The organism is Sphingomonas carotinifaciens (assembly GCF_009789535.1).
Lineage (GTDB): Bacteria > Pseudomonadota > Alphaproteobacteria > Sphingomonadales > Sphingomonadaceae > Sphingomonas > Sphingomonas carotinifaciens.
On sequence record NZ_WSUT01000007.1, the window covers coordinates 37332 to 53796 of the forward strand.

At 65.2% G+C, this 16465-nt stretch carries 23 protein-coding genes; 9 read left to right on the forward strand and 14 right to left on the reverse strand.

Features of this window, described 5'->3' with window-relative positions; genetic code table 11:
* Positions 1-6: 6 nt before the first annotated feature.
* From GQR91_RS18330 to GQR91_RS18370, 10 genes are all read right to left on the reverse strand, one after another.
* On the reverse strand, positions 7-198 hold the full coding sequence (locus GQR91_RS18330; protein ID WP_149683080.1) for a hypothetical protein: 192 nt from the start codon (positions 196-198) through the stop codon (positions 7-9).
* Between the two features lie 169 nt (positions 199-367).
* The gene (locus GQR91_RS19200) at positions 368-532 is read right to left on the reverse strand and encodes a hypothetical protein (RefSeq protein ID WP_162853777.1); all 165 of its coding nucleotides are present in this window, start codon (positions 530-532) and stop codon (positions 368-370) included.
* 638 nt (positions 533-1170) lie between these two features.
* Positions 1171-1635: a hypothetical protein gene (locus tag GQR91_RS18335; protein ID WP_149683081.1), complete on the reverse strand. Its 465-nt coding sequence runs from the start codon at positions 1633-1635 to the stop codon at positions 1171-1173.
* Positions 1635-2567 (reverse strand): hypothetical protein, encoded by a 933-nt coding sequence (locus tag GQR91_RS18340; RefSeq protein ID WP_149683082.1) that lies wholly within the window; start codon positions 2565-2567, stop codon positions 1635-1637. Before GQR91_RS18340 ends, GQR91_RS18335 begins: the two co-directional genes overlap by 1 nt.
* 9 nt (positions 2568-2576) lie before the next feature.
* Positions 2577-2753: a hypothetical protein gene (locus tag GQR91_RS18345; protein ID WP_160146826.1), complete on the reverse strand. Its 177-nt coding sequence runs from the start codon at positions 2751-2753 to the stop codon at positions 2577-2579.
* 170 nt (positions 2754-2923) lie between these two features.
* Positions 2924-3331 (reverse strand): single-stranded DNA-binding protein, encoded by a 408-nt coding sequence (locus tag GQR91_RS18350; protein ID WP_149683083.1) that lies wholly within the window; start codon positions 3329-3331, stop codon positions 2924-2926.
* A gap of 753 nt (positions 3332-4084) precedes the next feature.
* Positions 4085-4585, reverse strand: a complete 501-nt coding sequence (locus GQR91_RS18355) for a Ros/MucR family transcriptional regulator (protein ID WP_235904116.1) — start codon at positions 4583-4585, stop codon at positions 4085-4087.
* Between the two features lie 148 nt (positions 4586-4733).
* The gene (locus GQR91_RS18360; RefSeq protein WP_160146827.1) at positions 4734-4886 is read right to left on the reverse strand and encodes a hypothetical protein; all 153 of its coding nucleotides are present in this window, start codon (positions 4884-4886) and stop codon (positions 4734-4736) included.
* A 155-nt stretch (positions 4887-5041) separates the two neighbouring features.
* Entirely contained in the window at positions 5042-5347 is a 306-nt protein-coding gene (locus tag GQR91_RS18365) for a hypothetical protein (RefSeq protein ID WP_149683085.1), read from the reverse strand.
* Between the two features lie 9 nt (positions 5348-5356).
* On the reverse strand, positions 5357-6412 hold the full coding sequence (locus tag GQR91_RS18370; protein WP_149683086.1) for a Glu/Leu/Phe/Val family dehydrogenase: 1056 nt from the start codon (positions 6410-6412) through the stop codon (positions 5357-5359).
* Positions 6413-6538: 126 nt separating this feature from the next.
* Between GQR91_RS18370 and GQR91_RS18375 the strand changes: the two genes are divergently transcribed.
* Positions 6539-7027: an Lrp/AsnC family transcriptional regulator gene (locus GQR91_RS18375; protein ID WP_149683087.1), complete on the forward strand. Its 489-nt coding sequence runs from the start codon at positions 6539-6541 to the stop codon at positions 7025-7027.
* A gap of 234 nt (positions 7028-7261) precedes the next feature.
* Here the strand turns inward: GQR91_RS18375 and GQR91_RS18380 are convergent, their stop codons facing one another.
* Positions 7262-8221: a DUF2493 domain-containing protein gene (locus tag GQR91_RS18380; protein ID WP_149683088.1), complete on the reverse strand. Its 960-nt coding sequence runs from the start codon at positions 8219-8221 to the stop codon at positions 7262-7264.
* A gap of 664 nt (positions 8222-8885) precedes the next feature.
* On the reverse strand, positions 8886-9341 hold the full coding sequence (locus tag GQR91_RS18385) for a response regulator transcription factor (RefSeq protein WP_149683089.1): 456 nt from the start codon (positions 9339-9341) through the stop codon (positions 8886-8888).
* 282 nt (positions 9342-9623) lie between these two features.
* Here GQR91_RS18385 and GQR91_RS18390 point away from each other — a divergent pair, with 282 nt between their 5' ends.
* Positions 9624-10145, forward strand: a complete 522-nt coding sequence (locus GQR91_RS18390; protein WP_160146828.1) for a hypothetical protein — start codon at positions 9624-9626, stop codon at positions 10143-10145.
* 269 nt (positions 10146-10414) lie between these two features.
* Positions 10415-10648: a hypothetical protein gene (locus GQR91_RS18395; protein WP_149683092.1), complete on the forward strand. Its 234-nt coding sequence runs from the start codon at positions 10415-10417 to the stop codon at positions 10646-10648.
* A 148-nt stretch (positions 10649-10796) separates the two neighbouring features.
* Here the strand turns inward: GQR91_RS18395 and GQR91_RS18400 are convergent, their stop codons facing one another.
* On the reverse strand, positions 10797-11003 hold the full coding sequence (locus GQR91_RS18400) for a helix-hairpin-helix domain-containing protein (protein ID WP_149683093.1): 207 nt from the start codon (positions 11001-11003) through the stop codon (positions 10797-10799).
* A 234-nt stretch (positions 11004-11237) separates the two neighbouring features.
* Here GQR91_RS18400 and GQR91_RS18405 point away from each other — a divergent pair, with 234 nt between their 5' ends.
* The 3 genes from GQR91_RS18405 (at position 11238) to GQR91_RS18415 (ending at position 14264) form a co-directional block, all read left to right on the forward strand.
* The gene (locus GQR91_RS18405; protein WP_149683094.1) at positions 11238-12179 is read left to right on the forward strand and encodes a dioxygenase family protein; all 942 of its coding nucleotides are present in this window, start codon (positions 11238-11240) and stop codon (positions 12177-12179) included.
* A 332-nt stretch (positions 12180-12511) separates the two neighbouring features.
* Positions 12512-13441, forward strand: coding sequence for a dioxygenase family protein (locus GQR91_RS18410; protein WP_311732279.1), 930 nt, complete (start codon positions 12512-12514; stop codon positions 13439-13441).
* Positions 13442-13688: 247 nt separating this feature from the next.
* Complete coding sequence (locus tag GQR91_RS18415) at positions 13689-14264, forward strand: hypothetical protein (protein WP_149683095.1); 576 nt, start codon at positions 13689-13691, stop codon at positions 14262-14264.
* A 60-nt stretch (positions 14265-14324) separates the two neighbouring features.
* Here the strand turns inward: GQR91_RS18415 and GQR91_RS18420 are convergent, their stop codons facing one another.
* Positions 14325-15074, reverse strand: coding sequence for a response regulator (locus tag GQR91_RS18420; protein WP_174236661.1), 750 nt, complete (start codon positions 15072-15074; stop codon positions 14325-14327).
* A 164-nt stretch (positions 15075-15238) separates the two neighbouring features.
* Between GQR91_RS18420 and GQR91_RS18425 the strand changes: the two genes are divergently transcribed.
* Genes GQR91_RS18425 through GQR91_RS18435 form a run of 3 tightly spaced genes read left to right on the forward strand, consistent with a single transcriptional unit; the run spans position 15239 to position 16454 of the window.
* Positions 15239-15850 carry a lytic transglycosylase domain-containing protein gene (locus GQR91_RS18425; protein WP_149683178.1) on the forward strand — a complete coding sequence of 204 codons (612 nt, stop codon included), beginning with the start codon at positions 15239-15241 and terminating at the stop codon, positions 15848-15850.
* A 1-nt stretch (position 15851) separates the two neighbouring features.
* Positions 15852-16166, forward strand: a complete 315-nt coding sequence (locus tag GQR91_RS18430; RefSeq protein ID WP_149683096.1) for a TrbC/VirB2 family protein — start codon at positions 15852-15854, stop codon at positions 16164-16166.
* A 3-nt stretch (positions 16167-16169) separates the two neighbouring features.
* The gene (locus tag GQR91_RS18435; protein WP_149683097.1) at positions 16170-16454 is read left to right on the forward strand and encodes a VirB3 family type IV secretion system protein; all 285 of its coding nucleotides are present in this window, start codon (positions 16170-16172) and stop codon (positions 16452-16454) included.
* Positions 16455-16465: the final 11 nt, after the last annotated feature.

A 16465-nucleotide genomic window follows, 5' to 3' on the forward strand; every position in this document is an offset into this window, starting at 1 on the left:
GACGGTTTAGTCGCCGACGTCGTCGATCAGCTTCTGGATGCGCGCGATGGGCGTGTCGTCGATCGGTCGGATCGTCTCGCCACAGCCCTGGCATTCGATCACGCGCTCGAGGCGAAGGGTCTTGTAGGAGACGGTCAGTTCCCGACCACAGACCGGGCACTCCGTTTGCGCGGTGATATCGTCGAGCTCATGCGCCATGCTCGCGCTATAGCCTCTCGGAGGGGTGCCGGTAAGTCGGCCCGCACCACGGGCTGCGAATACCCGATGGTGGAGCCGCGCCTCGGGTTCGGGCGGGATCGATGCCCGCCCGAACCCTTCTCGTGCAACCGAGGAAAAGGGGAGGGGGCCTGGCGGCCCCCGGAGGATGTCAGGCGAACGGGTCGTATTCGTTGACGATGACGAGCGAGCTGTCGTGATCTTCTGCGGTAATGACGGCGTATTGGGTGCCGATTGCGATGACCATGGTAGCGACCATCAGGTTGCGGGCGAGGCTGAGAGCGGATTTGCGGGCGATCCAGATATCGGTGAACATGTCCGAGGCTCCTGTGAAGCCGATGGGGTTCATCCCCGCTCGACAGGCGCCCGACAGGACGGCGCGGGGCCGCGATCACTTTTTGTGCGGCACGCGCAAAAAGCCGTAGCGAAGCGCCCGGACCCTTCACGGGTTGATTGACCAAGGCCCCGCGCCGGCCCAAGGATTGCGCCTCCAAGAGCGGGGTGAAGCCCGGCGGACGGGAGGGTCGTGGCGTCGGCGCTGGCTCTCCCCCGACATCGACCACGCCGGTGATGCGATTGTGCTGCCCTGCCACGCCCCCGCTCCGCGCCAGGACGATGACGATGCCGGCGCTACGCGCCGACCGATCGGTGTGGTGTCGACTTCGGCCGAACGCTGCTACCGGTGACGGCAGAACTGCTGCGCATCGCAGGCAATCATCGTCAGTCGATCGTCACCCGCATGGGCCGAGACCCGCCAGGGGCTCGGTGGAGCGTTCAGCGGAATAGAGCGGCGGTCCCGGCGGTAGCCGGGAGACGTCGGAAACGCTCTGCTTCCCACTTTCGTAACCGACACGTCCGCGGCGTTCGGTGATCAAGCCGATATCGAGGCGTCAGGCGCAGAGGAGCAGCGGCATCACCGGCCACATGTTATGGACGACCACGGCATCACGCCGGTCAGTCGAAACCCTCGCGCGGTGGCAGTGAGCTCGGCGGGACATAGGTCGCACTCTTCACCGCTTCCTCCTGACGCAATACCCAGTCGAGCAGTCCGGTCGGCCAGAAAGGTGCGGGAGGGATCAGATCGCCATCCACCTGCAACGGGGGAGCGAGGCGCGTGACGATCGCGGCGAGTATGTTCAGAATGACCAGCGTCAGGATCAGCCAGAGCAAGAGGCAGAGGGCGATCCGACCCATGCCGGTCGTGCCGCCGAACCAACCGAAGCGGCTCGTCATGGTGACGGCCGCCCCTTGCGCAGCGACGAGACCGACGATCCCGGCCGGTACCGCCAGCTTGAGGCGCAGGATCGCCGACCAGAACAGTCCCGCGACAAGATGGGGCAGCAGCAGGAAGCCGACGCCGACGAGGATGAAGCGAAAATCCTGGGGCAGCGCTGCGATGAAGGCCGGGTCGAAGCGCATCAGCTGAGCAACCAGGACGCAACGCGCCGGACAAGGGCGCAGGCCCTGTTTTCTGCCGGGGCAGGGGGCTGGGGCTGAGCGTCAGAGGCGACCTCGGGAATAACCGCGGTCAGCGCCTGCTCGGGATAGTTCAACACGAGGAGGTTACGGATGCGGGCGGCCGGGAGGTAGATCGCACCCCCGACGGGCTTCGCCTCCTCGACCATCAATCCCGCCGCTGCCGATCCACTGGTATCCTCGCGCCGCATCATCGAACCCCAGCTGCGCGGCAGGCTGATATGGCTTTTGTCCTTCGGCTTGCCGCCGATCGTGTAGATGAAGCGGTTCGGCTCCGACAGGGTCAGCGCCTTGATCTCGCCGTCGTCCGACAGGCGGATATCGGCGATACCCCCGGCATAACCAAGGCCGCGCCCGTCCTCGACGGCATCGGTCAGGACATAGGCTAGCTGGAAATAGCCATGGTTGGTGGGATCGATGATATGCTGGAACGCCCATCCCTGGGTGTGACTATCAAGTCCGTCAAGCTTCAGCGCGAGCCCTTTGTGGCGGATCATGACGGCGACGAGATAGGACAGGAAGATGAGGATCAGCGCGAACTCGATCAGGCCAAGCGGCTCGCCCGGGCCCAGTTCACGCGCATTGGGGCCTGAGGTTGGCCGGACCATCAATCCTGCGACCACCCGGTAGGGCGAGACGAGCCCGGCGTGTCCCTGTTCGGCGAGGACGGCGATGAGCCCGTCGCACGCGATCGCGCCGATGAGATGGGCTGCCAGACTGATGCCGCCGGCGAGCGCTAGGCTATTCAGGGCGGTGAGCGGCTGGTCTGGGCGTCGGACGCCGTGACGCCGGCCGAGATTGTTCCAGAATATGAGCCCGGTGATGCCCGGGAGCAGCCAAAGCAGGGCGGTGAGAAGGGAGAAGGTAAGGCTCAACGCCTACGCTCAGCGCTGGGTGGCGGCGCCCTCGTTGCCCGCCCGGGGGGCTTCGGGGGCGGAGGATTCACGGCCGCCGCTATTGGCCTGCGCCTGCGAGAGGCGGCGTGCCAGCTGGAAATAGCCACCCGCAGCGGCGGCCGCGCGACCGATCCTGCGCTGCTGCCTGACGTTTGTGACCAGCATGGTTTCATCTCCCGGCGACCGCGTGTCGGCCGTCCCTGTCGATATAACGCGCGAGAACGTAAAAAGGTAGACCGCGGCGTGGATGGCGTAGCGGGTTCACGCGAGGTCGAACGGCGCACCGGATACAGCGAAAGCCCCGGGAGCCGAAGCTCCCGGGCCGTCGGCCCCGTTCAGAAGGGAATGTCGTCATCCTCATTGTCCTGGGTGCTGCCCTGCTGCTGCTGGCGGGACTTGCCGTAGGAGAGGAAGGTCACCTCGTCGGCGATGATCTCGACACCGTAGCGCTCGATGTTCTCCTGATCGGTCCAGCGGGTGTAGTGGATGCGACCGCGTACCATCACCTTCTGGCCCTTCTCGACATATTCGGCGACCGTCTTGGCGACGCCGTTGAAGCAGGTGATCCGGTGCCATTCGGTTTCCTCGATCCGGCGACCGCCTTCCTTGAGGACCTTGCCTTCGCTGTCGCGCTTGGGCCGCGAGGTTGCGAGGCTGAAGCTGGTGATCTTGGTGCCGCCCTGGGTGGTGCGGGTCTCGGGGGTGGCGCCAACGTTGCCGGCGAGGATGACGAGGTTCTGCATGTCGAGGTTCCTTTTGTCCGCCGGGGGTTCGTCCCCTCGGCTGAACACCGTCGAAGACGGCCAGGACAGCGGCTCCACCGAGAGCGCGAAGACGCGAAGGGGAACCCCGTGACGAGGAGTGGTGCGGGCAGCCGCGAAGCGGCAACACGGTCCGAAGACACGCGGGTTGGAGCCGTTGGACGGCCGGCTTAGGTCGTTCAGGAAAGAGAGGGGATGGGCCCCCCTGGGCGGAGAGACGGAGCCACGAGGATGAGAACCGACCTTGCCGCGATGATGGTGCCGCCCTCCCGTTCACCGGGCCGGCATCGATTACTGTCTGGCGCGTTACCTTGTCCGCAACGCCGCGAAATTCCTAGGTCCAGGGTGAGGAGCTGCCGGCTTCGGGATCGATCGGCACCGTCCACCGACGCCGGCGTCGCTTGGTCGTTGTGTCGAGTTGCCTGGAAGGGGGATCGCGGTCGCCCCCCGGCACCCGGACGCCAGGAGCATGGCGCGCTGTACAGATCGAAAAACGCGGCGCTTGCCACCACTGGGCGAGTCCCATGAGCGGGGACGCCAACGAACGTGGATGACGGACTGTCGGCTTAGACGGGTTCGACGGCCCCCGGTGACCGCCCGGGCCCCAGGGTCCGATACTCTGCGGGATGCTCGCGCAAGCTGTTCCCACCGCGCCACGGCAGGTGCCTGGCAGTGACTGGCGGAGGTCGGCAGGAGGGCACCTTCTGCCGACGCGCCAGTCCATCAGGCCGTCGATCAATCGGCGGGGGCAGCCCCCTTCGCGCGGCGCGGCTTGCGCGTCGGGGCAGGGGCCGCAGCCGGCTCCACCGCGGCAGCCGCCTTGGGTTTGCGGCCGAGGCCGATCTTTTTGGCCATATCGCGCCGCGCCTCGCTGTAGGCAGGCGCGACCATCGGGTAGTCGGCCTTGAGCTTGTAGCGCGACCGGTATTCGTCCGGGGTCAGACCATGTGTCGACAGATGCCGGCGCAACATGCGGTACGGCTTGCCGTCGATCATCGAGATGATGCGGTCCGGCGAGGCGAGTGATTTGCGCACGGTGACCGCAGGGACGTGCTCAGCGGGTTCGGGCGCGGCAACGCCCTGTTGCGGCTCGCCGCTGGCAAGCGTTGCGAGCGAGGCGTGGATCGACGTCAGAAATGCGGGCACGGCGTCCGCATCAGCCCGCGTATTCGGGTTCGAGAGCCAGGCCGCGGTCAGTTCGGTGGCGAGCACGATTGCATTCACAGTATCGGTCACGGTGTTCCCTTCGAAGGCCCGCGGGACGGAACCCAGCCCACTGCAGGCAGACCTCATCAGCCCTGAGCCATACGCAATATTTGGCGACGACACGGCCGGGGGTCAAAGCGTTTGATCAGTGAAGAAGGAAAGGCACAGAGGCCTGACCCTAGCCTGCCTGCTGGCTGAGCTCTGCGTCATCTTGAAGCGCCGCTGCAATCATCGCGGTCAGGCCCTCCTCAGCCTTGCCGACCTGATGGCCACCGACGAGGCGCGGTCCATCCCGCTTCATGAATACGTGACGATGGTCGATCGATTCCAATACCGGCCAACCGTCGTGTTTTCGCCGATACTTCTACCAGCCAAGCGCAAAGCGATGCTTCGATCGGGTGCCTACCAAATGCGCCCGCTCCATCTAATCCTACTGTGTGGCCCCTGCGGCTGATCGACGCGCGTCATCTCGGCGTTCCAATGACCTTACGGAACGTCGAGGACCTGCTGGTCGCGCACCGTGCCCGTATAATTGGTGTCGTCCGCTGCTACGGCCACCGCCTCGACACCGACGATGTTGCGCATCTTCCAAGCGACAACGTCTGCACGCGCCGGTGTGAGCGACGGCACCGTGATGGTCAGGATCTGGCCGCGCCCATCGGTCGAAAGCGTCAGCGCGTGCAGGGGATCATCTCGGAGCGCAAACAGTTCGATGACCCGACTGACGACCTGGATGCTGGAGACCATCCGGACGGAGAAGGTGAAGGCACTCACTTGGTCGATCTTGTCCATGTCACGCATTCACGCTGCGGCGACCCGATTGCGCGCGATACGATCGAGAGCAACCGAGCGCGCGATCTGCAAAGGCGTTGCCTGGTCGGCACTGGCCCGAGCCAATATGTCCGCGAACCGTTCGCCGATCCGCTTCACGCGCGTCTCAACCTCTTCGACAGTCCATCCAAGATACTCCCCGGCGACGTTGATGATCCCGCCGGCATTGACGAGGAAATCGGGGGCATAAAGGATGCCGCGTCCGGCAAGCTGGTCGTCCTGCCGCTCGCCGAAGAGCTGGTTGTTCGCTGCCCCGCACACCACTTTGGCGGCCAAGGCCTGCACCGTGGGAAAGTCCAGCACAGCGCCCATCGCGCACGGGGCCAACACGTCCGCGCGGGCGGTCAACAGCGCCTGGCTGCTCATCACCATTGCGCCGAAGCGCGTCGCGGCACGGGCCGCAACGTCGCTGCGCGGTTCAGCAACCAGCAGGCGGGTGCCGGCTTCGTGCAGCAACTGGCAGAGATGGAAGCCGACGTGGCCCAGCCCCTGCACCGCGACGGTCACGTCTGACAGATCGGCGCCAAGGCGATGTCGAACCGCGACGCGCATCGCCGCCAGCACGCCGCGTGCCGTCCAAGGCGACGGGTCGCCGCCGGGGCGTTCGGGGTGCGCGGCAAGTCCGGCGACATAGCGTGTTTCCCCGGCGACCACGGTCATGTCCGCGACGGTCGTACCGGCATCCTCCGCCGTGACGTAGCGACCGCCAAGGTCGTTCACGGCGCGGCCCACCGCGCGGAACAGCGCCTCCCTGTCAAAGTCGCCGGACGGCAGCCGAAGTACCGCCTTGCCGCCCCCCATGGGCAGCTCAGCCAACGCGTTCTTCAGGGTCATTCCATGGGCGAGCCGCAATCCGTCCTCCATCATCGCGGCATCATCGACATAGGAGGCAATGCGGCATCCGCCCGCGGCGGGGCCCAGCGCCGTCGAATGCAGAACGATCGCCCCGCGTACGCCGGTTTTCGGATCGCGGAATGGCACCACCTCTTCGGGCGTCGACGGGTCAGTATCGTGTTGTGCGTACATGATGATCGGCTCTTCCTGTTCGGTGACGATCTAGCATTTCGCCCGAGGCAAGGCTGATCTCATTCTCCTTGCACCACGGCATTAAGAGGGTAATTTCACCTGCCGTTGGGCTTCAAAAGGTGATTTGTGTCAGTTGCGCTCGATAAGTGGGAGAGACATATTCTTGCACTCCTGCAAGATGATGCGACCTTGTCGACAGCGGCGATCGCCGAGGCCGTGGGCTTATCGGCGTCACCCTGCTGGCGACGGATCGACCGGCTGGAACGCGAAGGGATTATCAAGCGACGCGTGGCGCTGGTGGATCGCGCCAAGATTGGCTTGAAGGCACAGGTGTTCGCTCAGGTGAAACTGAGCGCCCATGGGCGCGCCAATCTGGACGAATTCACCGCCGCGATCCGCGACATCCCAGAGATTCTGGAATGCTATGTCCTGATGGGACCGGTGGATTTCATGCTGCGCATCGTGGCGGACGATATCGAATCGTACGAACGGCTGTTCTTCCATCGGCTGTCGATGCTGCCGGGCGTGCAGGAGATCAATTCGACGGTCGCCTTGTCGGAGATCAAGCACACGACTGCCCTTCCGGTCCGGTCGGGCGACGCGGCGCCAGGTTGAAGGCCGGACGAAGTTTCGGCCTCGCCCCGACCTGGAGTGAAAGCTGACGCGTGCGCCAACAGTGAACTAGCGTCCGACCGCGTGCTAAAAGACCAAACTCGTGGGGCTGAGCGGGAGAGCAAGAAAGCGGTCTGACGAACGGCTAATCCTCGCCGGCATCCAGGATCGTAGGACCGAAGGTCTGCCGGCGGCACTGCCGGGACCATCGTTGTGTCGATGGTCCCGTGAAGCGCCTCAGGATGCAGGCCGCTCGCGCTGCTCCCCAAGCGCAGCCGGTGGGGTGCCGAGGGGACCACGACGGTCGACGACGCGAACACCGGCCTTCTTCGCATCGATGACGAGACGTTCGGTGACGCCGTTGCCTTGAAAGGCGATGAGATAACGCGGCCGGAGCGACAGCATCTGTTCGTTGCGACGGAACCCGGCACGATCACCCAGCTTCCGGTCGAGGCCAAAGCGGACCTGCTGAATGCCATGTTGTTCGGCCCAGGAGGCAGCGAGACGCTCGATGCCCTTCATGTCGCCGCCATGCACGAGATACATGTCGCCGACCCGCTCGCGGACGGCGTTGAGGGTCCGAAGCAGGTTGTCGCCGAACGTCTTCATATCGGCATCGGACACGAAGGTCAGGCGACCGCCGGCGAAGACGACGGGCGTTCCTGTTGCCGTGTTGGCGTCGCGGATGCGTTCGCGGCGCGCGCGGAGGAAAGCCTGTCCGTCGACGATCGCGGCGGTGACGCCGAGTGAAATGCGGTTTCCCGTCGCGGGCACCCACGACCGGCCGGTTTCGCGCATATAGTGCCCGGCTGCGGTATCGCGCATGTGCTCGTAGCATCCGGCGGCCTCCTCGATCTTCTTGGCGAGGTGGATCTTCTCTTCGAGCGCGGTGGTATTGATCTCGGAGCCGTCCTGCTCTGCGATCAGCACGCGGATCTCGTCGGTGAGGCGATCGATGGTGGCGTTTTTCTTCGCTGCGGCCCGGTGGAAGAGGTTCACCAGCCCCCAGCCCAGTTCCTCGATGTCGCGCTCGAGCGAGGTGTTGAAGAGCGTCGCGAACAGGTCGCTCCAGATGGCGGTGGTTGTCTGATCGAGCGCCTCGGCCGGGGGCGGAGCCATACCGGTCAGTTCGTCTGCCTTGGGTTCGAGATGGCCAAGTTCGAGAGCGGCGAGCGCTGCGGCGAGAGAGGTGGTCATGGCGACAGCCTTTCACTGGAAGAGCCGGCGGCCTTTCCGCCGGATGCGCACCTCCTGGGGCGCCGCAGGAGACCGGCGCGCACCGACGCATCGCGGAGGGAAACCTGCGAAAATCCGGGGTGGTGCGGGCAGCCGCGGTACGCGGCAACACGGCCCGGTTTTCGCGGGTTGCGAGCCGGTCGCGGGGCCCCATGTGCCGCATCCTTCTGGCGGGGAGGGCGACCCGGCGCTTATGACAGAGGATGAAGCATACGACACGCCCGCCACAGCGCTCGATCGGCTTCAGGCGCCAGAGGCGCACCGGATCGACGTTCTCGGCTCACCCGCACTGCCGATGCGGACGGTCGCGTTGCCCGTCCGGATACCTTCGTGCTCTTCGCAACCGACCCGCGGGATCAGTGTGCCGGGAAGTGCTGTCCTCGTCGCCGGCACGCTAGAAAAGGACAGACTTCGCCGACCGCCCGTCCGCTGCAGAAGGTGCGAAATCGACGTCGGCGACGATCGCGCTGATGAAGGGCCACCGAGACCGTCACAGGCCGCCGGACCTGCTTGCGCTTGGCTGGCGACAATGCCGAATATGGCGTCGGCCGAGCCTTGCGCGGCGCCATCGTTCAGCGGCTCCGCCGGGCGAGAATGCGAAAGCGGCTGGTCGCCGGTGAGGACGTCAGCAAAGCGGCTCAGGGCCAGATGGCCCGTCGTGTTGCTTCACCGTCTCCCAGACCACGCTTCCGGCCGGGAAGGTCATTGCGGCAAGCGGAGACCCGCTGCCAACGCGATCGATCAACATCTGCCTGGTGAAAGGCTTCGACATGAAGGTCGCCGCCAGCGGCAGCTCTCCGGACACGGGATGGGAACGGCCGCTCGCGACGACGATCCTGATCCAGGCATGATGCTCGGCGACGTGATGCGCCAAGGCGAATCCATTGATAGCACCGGGCATATCGACGTCGGAAACAAGTAAAACGAGCCGATGGGAATGTTCGGCAAGGATCGCCAGCGCCGCATCGCCGGTGCTGACGGCGATCGTCGTATATCCCGCATCTTCGAGAGCGGCGGAAAGCCCGATCAGGATGATCGGATCGTCATCGACTGCAAGTGCATATGGGCCGATCATCGTCATCGTCCATACACCTAACGCATCCGACCAGCTGAATTATGTCACGCGATGTCACAATGGCGATCGAGAGCTGATCGTCTGAGGTTGTAATCACGTCCAGAGAGGGGAGGGCGGTCGCGATCGTGGCTGAGGCGATCGGTAGGAACGGCGCTCGGCCCCGACTTCATCGGGTGAATGTGTTCCAAGGGACACACATCGCACATTTCGGCCGCTGAAACATTGGCGAGATCTTGGCCGGCAATCTTCCCGCACCGAGCGACAATCGAGGCAAGAGGGGTGTAAGCGGTGAAGAACAAGGTCGTCATGATCATGCTCATGGGGCTGGCGCTGCCGGCCGTGGCGCAGCAGGCCGGGCCGGTGCCCCAAGGACGCGGCGCTGGTCCCGACCATGCGGCGCGGCAGCGGCGCGAAGCCGATGATCTCGCGTTGGTACTCGGCTTGCGGCAGGACCAGCGGCCGGCCCTGGACGCGTTTCTGGCGGCGTCCGGCCCGCCCGCTCGCCCCGAGCGGCGGGCGGGGGAGCGACCGGCTCTACCGAACACACCGCCGAGCTTCGAGCAGGAGCTCGATCGGATGGCGGAGCGGGATACAAGACACGCAGCCGAGGCGCGCCAGCGCATCGGTGCCGCCCGCGCCTTCTTTGCGCAGCTCGATCAGCGCCAGAAGCAGATCTTCGAGGCGGTGATGCGGCTTCGCCGCGGCCCCGGCGGTTTCGACCGCCCGGGCCCGGGCGGTCCGGGTCCACGAGGTCCGGAGGAGCATGGTCCGGGTGGCCCGCCTCCGGAGCCCGGCCTTTCGCGCAAGTGAATATTGAAAAGCCCGGTGCGGCGGCAGGCACGTTCGATGCGTGCCGCCTTGCCGAACAGCGTCAACGTGTCGTTAGCCCGAAGAAATGAGACCGCGGGCGCGAGCGGCAGGCGGTACGCTTCTCCCAATAGGGCTGGTGCCGCCGATCGCACGCAGACGTCGTTTTGATGACGGCTGCCGACACACAGATTGGCCGCATGAAACAAAGAGCCATTCGCGGGAAACAATCGGGGACGAGGGGTTAACCCTACCGATTGTGAGACCAAGCCGTGCAGATCACCTCCGCTCCGATATCGCCCCGAGACGCGTTGCCGGCAAATGTCGTGCTCGATCGCGAGCTTCGTCGGGTCCGTCGATTTGCGACGATGCTGCACGACCGCCGCTCGGTGATGGACCTGACCGCTTACGAGCGTGAGCTCGAGGAGCAGCTCGGTCGCACGCGGGCCGGCAATGACAAGCTTGAGGGAATGCTTCGACCGCTGATCAGGCGGGATCGCGGCTGACCGGCACGTGCGCGGTCCTGAGAAGGGCCGCGCACGTGTTCGCGCTTGGGCAGCCTCACACGTAACGGCGGCGGAGAGCTGCTCTACAATCGCCCCATGATGACGATCAGGATCGGCCAAAGGCCGATCCAGGCCACGCCGCAATTGGTCAGCGATCGCCGATGGTAAGCGCTGCGTTGATCCCATCGACCTTTCCCGCCAGGCCAGGAACTTCCTCCAGCTGGCGAAGGTCGGTGAAGCCGCCGCGCTCATCGCGGTAGCGGACGATCTCGGGACCATGCCCACGCGGACCCGGCAGGGCATCGAGTTCATCGGCGGAGGCGGTGTTGACGTCGACGGATCGCGATTCGGTCATCGGCAGGCTGCTCCTTCGGAACAATGGCAAGACACGTAGCATCACGCCGCGCCATGGTGCGAGCCGTTCGCGCGAGTACAGCCTGATAATGCCCGCCTGGCGTCGCTCGAGTCCCTTACCCGCACGCATAAGGCGCGAAGCGCGGCCGGTCAGCAGACACAACATTTCTGGTGTCGGGACAAACAGCGGACAACAGCCCCGTCCAGATCAAATGCCACGGATCACAGAGAGGCTATGATGACCCACCGGCATGACGATCACAGCGACCACGGCCACGGCATGGCCGAGGATCTTCCCCGACTGAATGCGCAGCTCGGCCGCCGTCGTGCGCTGCAATGGTTCGCCGGCGCCGGTACGGCGGCCTTGGTCGCCGGGTGCGGCGGGGGTTCGGGCAGTTCGTCCAGTTCGACGACGAGCAGTGCGGCAGCGACGACCACCACGACAACCGCAACGCCGACCCCGACCGCCACGCCGACGCCAACGGCCACCGCTACCCCGACACCAACGGCGACGACGACTGGCTGTGTCGCGGATCCGTCCGAGACGGCCGGCCCGTATCCCGGCGACGGCACGAATACCGCGTCTGGCTCGACCTCGAATGTGCTGACCTCCAGCGGCATCGTCCGGTCGGACATTCGCAAGAGCTTCATCACATCGACGACCGACGCCGGCGGCGTGCTGGTGACGCTCACGCTCACCGTGGTCAACGTCAATGCCACCTGCGCGCCACTCGCGGGCTATGCCGTCTATCTATGGCATGCCGACCGGCAGGGGCATTATTCGCTCTACACCGCAGCCGCCGAAAGCTATCTGCGCGGTGTCCAGGTGACGGATGCCAATGGGCAGGTGACGTTCACGACGTACTTCCCACCCGCCTATGACGGGCGCTGGCCGCACTTCCACTTCGAGGTTTTCTCCTCGCTCTCCAACGCCCTGTCGGGACGGTATGCGATCCTGACGTCGCAGATGTGCATGCCGGCCGCGATCTGTAACACGGTCTTCGCAAACACGAGCCTGTACCCGACCGCGGCTTCCATCTTCAGCCGTCTGTCGCTCTCGACGGACAATGTGTTCGGCGACAACACCGCCGCGCAAATCGCGCAGCAGACGCCGACCTTCAGTGGCAGCGTGGCGGCCGGCTATACCGCCGCGGCCGTCATCGGGATCGCTCGCTAACCCCTTGCCCCCATACGCGGCGTTTTCCCCCTGTCGCCGCGTTGCCCGGCCGGTCTCCCCGCCGGCCGGGCCAAGTGAAGCACGGTGCCTCCCGTTGCCGTGCTGCCCCGTCCTGCCTCCCGATCGGACGGGGCTCCCCCAAGCCCGGCGCCCCCCTGTCGCCGAGCTGCCCCGGCTGGGCTCGTCCCAGCCGGGGTTTTTCTGCTTTCGCAACAATGTAACCGCGTGCGGGCTGCGGCGGGCAATGTCAGAGACATAGCTCAGACAATCGATTGCCCCATCACCTTCCCACTGCCCCAGTGATGCGGCTGGACGCAGACAAGGAGATGATCATGGACCATCACGACGACGATCATGACCGCGGCCTGTCGCATGACCTGCAGGTCATCGGCGAGAAGATCGTGGAGCGGCGCAGGGCATTGGCCTGGCTCGCTTCTGTTGGCGGCGCGGCTATTGTTGCGGGCTCGGCGGCGGCTCAAATGAGCCGCGGATCGGTGACCCCCGGCGGGGTGATTACGGTTGGCGGCGGCGGACGCTCGACGCCCACGCCGACCGCAACGCCGGCCCCGACATCCACACCGACCCCCACCGCCACGAGTTCCGCCGGCTGTCTCGTCGATCCGACCGAAACTGCGGGCCCGTATCCGGGCGACGGGACCAACACCTCGAGTGGATCGACCAGCAACGTGTTGACCACGAGCGGGATCGTTCGTTCGGACATTCGGTCGAGCTTCATCAGCTCGACAGCCGTCGCCGGCGGGGTCCTGGTAAGGATCACCCTGACGGTCGTGAACGTCAACGCGACCTGTGCGCCGCTCAGCGGCTATGCGGTGTATCTCTGGCACGCCGACCGCCAGGGGCGTTACTCGCTCTATTCCGCACCAGCGGAGAGTTACCTGCGCGGCGTGCAGGTGACCGATGCCAATGGACAGGTCACGTTCACGACCATCTTCCCTGCCTGCTACGATGGTCGCTGGCCGCACATGCACTTCGAGGTATTTTCGGGCCTCGCAGCGGCCACGAGCGGCCGTTACGCGGTACTGACGTCGCAGCTCGCGATGCCGTCGGCGATCTGTTCGGCGGTCTATGCCGATACGACGACCTACCCCACGAGCGCGAGCATCTTCAAAGGTGTCAAGCTATCGACGGATAACGTGTTCGGCGACAATACGACCGCGCAGATCGCTCAGCAGACACCGACCTTCGCCGGTAGCACGAGCGCCGGCTACACAGCGGCAGCTGTGATCGGCATCGCTCGCTAGACAAATCGAAGGCTTCAACTGATGATACCGATCCCGGTCGAAGCACTTGAGTCGATATCATCTTTTTACCGCAATTGGTTTCGAGCACGCTGAACCTGTCTCTGGACTTGTTACAGCCGTTGCAATACAACGAAATATACTGAAACTTAATCTTCTCGGAACTTCTGCGCACGATCAAGGGTCGCCCGAGATCGGGCAGGAGACCGAGATGACAAGCATAGCAGCCGCGACCAATGCCGGTCGCCAGATGATGGACATGCGGATCAGCAGCGCCGTGCAAAGCGGCCGCATCACCTCCACGGATCAATCCGCCTTCAAGACCGCTCTCGACAGCATCGACAGTTCGCTCGCGGCGTCCACGACGGCGACCGCCAACGCCACGACGGGGCGGATCGACATGCGCAGCAAGATGCAGTCGCTGATCGAGGAGCAGGTTTCGGCCGGAACACTGTCAAGCGATCAGGCCGCGACCTTGCAGCAGATGTTTGCACCGGGCGGACCCCCCCCAGGTGGATCGCGCGGCGGCGAAAATGAGGGAAGCGGCGCGGGGCAGGACGGCAGCAGCGTCGGCGGCATGAGCGGTGTTCGACAATCGCGCGGAATGCAGGGACCGCCACCACCGCCTCCGCCGTCGTTCGACATGGGGTCCGGCAGCGACACCAGCGCCACGACGGCGACTTCGTCGGCGGGCGTGGACGACCAGCTGAACGCTTTGGTCGATCTGATCGAGAAGCTTCGCTCTTCATTGGGCTCGACCACCTATGCCGCAGCCGGGTCGAGCGGCACGGACGTGAGGGGCAGCCTCATCAACGCCTCGGCGTAATCCCGCGGTTCTTCCAGCGCCGACGGGGGGGGGCGCTGGATGCCGTGACGTCCGGGTTGCCTAGCGGCGCACCACCGACGCGGTGAACATATAGCCTTCGTTGCGGACCGTTCGGATCAGGTCCGCACCATCCTTCGTCGCGATCTTCCGGCGGATCCGACTCACCTGAACATCGACAGCACGATCGAAGCTGTCGCTGTCACCGCCCCTGGCATATTCGATGAGCTGATCGCGGGTCAGAACGCGGCGCGGATGCTCGACCAGGGCACGCATGATCTGGAACTCGCCCTCGGTCAGCGCGATCGTCTCACCATCGGGTGCGTACAGCGTGAAGCCCTCGGCATCGAGCGACCAGTCGCTGAACCGCAACATCGGGCGACCTTCACCGATCGGTTCGGCAACGACCTTGAGCGGGCTGGCGTCCCTCGGCGCGACCGCATGCTCTCTTCGACGCAGCACGGTACGGATCCGTGCCAGCAGTTCCCGAGGATTGCACGGCTTCGCCAGATAATCCTCGGCGCCGATCTCCAGCCCGATGATCCGGTCGATGTCACTACCGACCGCAGAGAGCATGATGACTGGCGGCGCACCGGCGGCTTGCAGACCCCGTAATGCCGTCAGGCCATCTTCACCCGGCATCATGACGTCCAGCACGATGAGGTCCGGGCGTTGCTTGGCCATTGCGGCCCGCATCTCCACCGGATCGCTGGCGACGGTCGTCAGGAAACCGTTCTTCTCAAGGAACGACGAAATGAGCTTTCGAATGCCTTCGTCGTCATCGACGATGAGAATGCGAGTGGCGAGGTCCATGTGGATTACATTGGCAAGCATGGCCGCCAATTGCCAGCCCGGGCTTTCGGGCATTTGTCCGGTATGTGTCTGCACCGCCGATCGATGAATCGGCTGTCTGGAAAATAACGGGACATTCCGGGGCAAAGCGCCGGGTCGATCACAGCCTCATCGGAGTGATCGACATGAAGATTGACACCAAGAACCCCTTTTTCATTGCCGCCGCGAGCTTTGCCGCGACGGCAGCCGTCCTTGGCGCCGCCCATGCCAACGCGCAGGTGATGCAGGTCGATGAGAACGGCGCGATCTCGACCCGGAGCGGCACCGGTTATGTGACGTGGGACGACGGAGAGGCGACGCCTGCCGCCCCGATCGACGCGGCAATGACCGATGTGTCGGCGCGGCCGGTCCCGGCGGCCTTTGCCGGAACCATTGCCCGCGTCTCGGCGGATCAGGACATCAGTCCGGCACTGCTGGAGGCGCTGATCTGGCGCGAGAGCCGCTGGCGGCCGACCGCGGTGTCGCCCGTCGGCGCGCGCGGGCTGACGCAGCTGATGCCCGGCACGGCCCGTGCTCTGGGCGTCGATCCGCGCGACCCTGTCGCGGCCATCGAAGGCGGCGCCCGCTACCTTCGCCAGCAGCTCGATCGCTTCGGCGGTGACGTCGAGCGGGCGTTGGCCGCTTACAATGCTGGTCCGGGCCGCGTCATTCGCGCCGGCGGCATCCCCGCAATCGCCGAGACGCGCGCGTACGTCGCTGCGATCCTGAACCGTTTGTCCACTCCTTTGGAGAAGTGAAATGAAGAAGTATCTGATCGCCACTACCGCTGCCCTCCTGGCAGTTGCCCCCTCGTCGGCGTTCGCACAGTCGGTCGGAGGCGATCCCCAGGGTTCAGGCCCGATCGTCGCGGCGCTCGGCTGGCTGCAGGGGACGCTCCTCGGACATGTCGCGACCGCCGTTGCCGTGATCGCGGTCGCAATGGTCGGCTTCATGATGCTGACCGGCCGGCTGAACTGGAAGTTCGGCGGAACGGTCATCATCGGCTGCTTCGTGCTCTTCGGCTCGGCAGCGATCGTCGCCGGCATCCAGTCCACCGCAAGCATCGCGGGCTGACCGGTGGCCAGCCTCAAGCGCGTACCGGTCTTTCGAGCGCTCACGCGACCGCAGATGTTCGGCGGGGTCACCTTCTCGTTCTTCATCGTCAACATGGCGGTCACGACCGAGGCCTTCCTGGTGACCGGCAGCTTCCTGTCGCTGCCGATCGCGCTCGTCGTGCACGGCATCGGGTATTTCGCCTGCCTGCGCGAGCCGCGTGTCTTCGACCTGTGGCTGACCAAGGTCAGCCGCACGCCCCGTGTGCGCAACTGGAAGCGCTGGGGCTGCAACTCCTACGAACCCTGAAGGACAGAACG